At 42.1% G+C, this 511-nt stretch carries 1 protein-coding gene; it reads right to left on the bottom strand.

From position 1 onward, the window contains the following. Positions 1 to 511: 2,3,4,5-tetrahydropyridine-2,6-dicarboxylate N-succinyltransferase (locus tag ACFIKG_RS09880; RefSeq protein WP_375652264.1), on the bottom strand; the 511-nt coding region annotated here is incomplete at both ends.

The raw sequence follows: 511 nt of genomic DNA, 5'->3' as shown, positions 1-511 counted from the left end.
ACTGAATAGGCCGGTACTTCACCAATAAAAATTTCTCCTGTTGTACGATCAATAATCTTGGTGGATTTTCCAATAAAAACGCCCATTCCCAAAACAGCGCCTTCACGAATAATACATCCTTCGACAACTTCAGAGCGTGCACCAATAAAGCAATGATCTTCAATAATGGTTGGATTTGCTTGCAGTGGTTCTAAAACGCCTCCGATTCCAACACCACCGGAAAGATGAACATGTTTGCCAATTTGTGCGCAAGAACCAACGGTTGTCCATGTATCAACCATTGTACCCTCATCGACAAAAGCACCAAGATTGATAAAGGATGGCATGAGTATGACGTTTGATGCAATATAGGCAGAATGGCGTACAATCGCTCCAGGAACGGAACGAAACCCCGCTTTTTGAAAATCATCTTCTTGCCAACCAGAAAATTTCGAAGGGACTTTATCCCACCAATGTGTTCCATTGATTCCACCAGCAATAATTTGCATAGGATTAAGCTTGAAAGAGAGCA

Source organism: Bartonella sp. LB28NMGDW (assembly GCF_042194435.1).
In the GTDB taxonomy this organism is placed as follows: Bacteria; Pseudomonadota; Alphaproteobacteria; order Rhizobiales; family Rhizobiaceae; genus Bartonella; species Bartonella grahamii.
The sequence above is the reverse complement of the archived record's forward strand: the minus strand, read 5'-3'. Positions and strand labels throughout refer to the sequence as shown.